General features: G+C 52.3%; 1 protein-coding gene. It reads left to right on the forward strand.

The features are described from left to right. A partial coding sequence (locus H131_RS25130; protein WP_010861459.1) for a phage baseplate assembly protein V occupies positions 1-426 on the forward strand: 426 nt, incomplete at both ends.

Below are 426 nucleotides of genomic sequence, written 5' to 3' on the forward strand. Positions count from 1 at the left end.
GGGAGACTAAGCATTCCCTCCCTTCCAGGCACAGCGATTGAAGGGACCGTATTAGAGGTAAAGAAGGATCAAGTGCGACTGCACCTAGCGATTGATGAGGCGCAAAAGAAGGAAGAAGCCACGTGGTTTTCACTGGCTACGCCGTATACAGCCGAGGGTCATAGCGGTTTTTACAGTCCACCGGAAATCGGCGATAGCGTCCACCTTGCCTTCCCGAATCACCGAGAGGAAACAGCAGTCGTTCGTCACAGTGTTCGCAAAGGCGGCGATGCCAACCCTAAAATAGCCGATCCCAAAACGGCTTATTGGGGCACACCAAAAGGCAAAGACATGAAACTCGACCCACAATCTGTGACCTTTACCGCCAAGGAAGGCGCCGTTTTCCTGCAGTTAAACCAGGACAGCGGAATTGAGGTGCATAGTAAC

It is taken from the genome of Lysinibacillus sphaericus OT4b.31 (assembly GCF_000392615.1).
In the GTDB taxonomy this organism is placed as follows: domain Bacteria; phylum Bacillota; class Bacilli; order Bacillales_A; family Planococcaceae; genus Lysinibacillus; species Lysinibacillus sphaericus_B.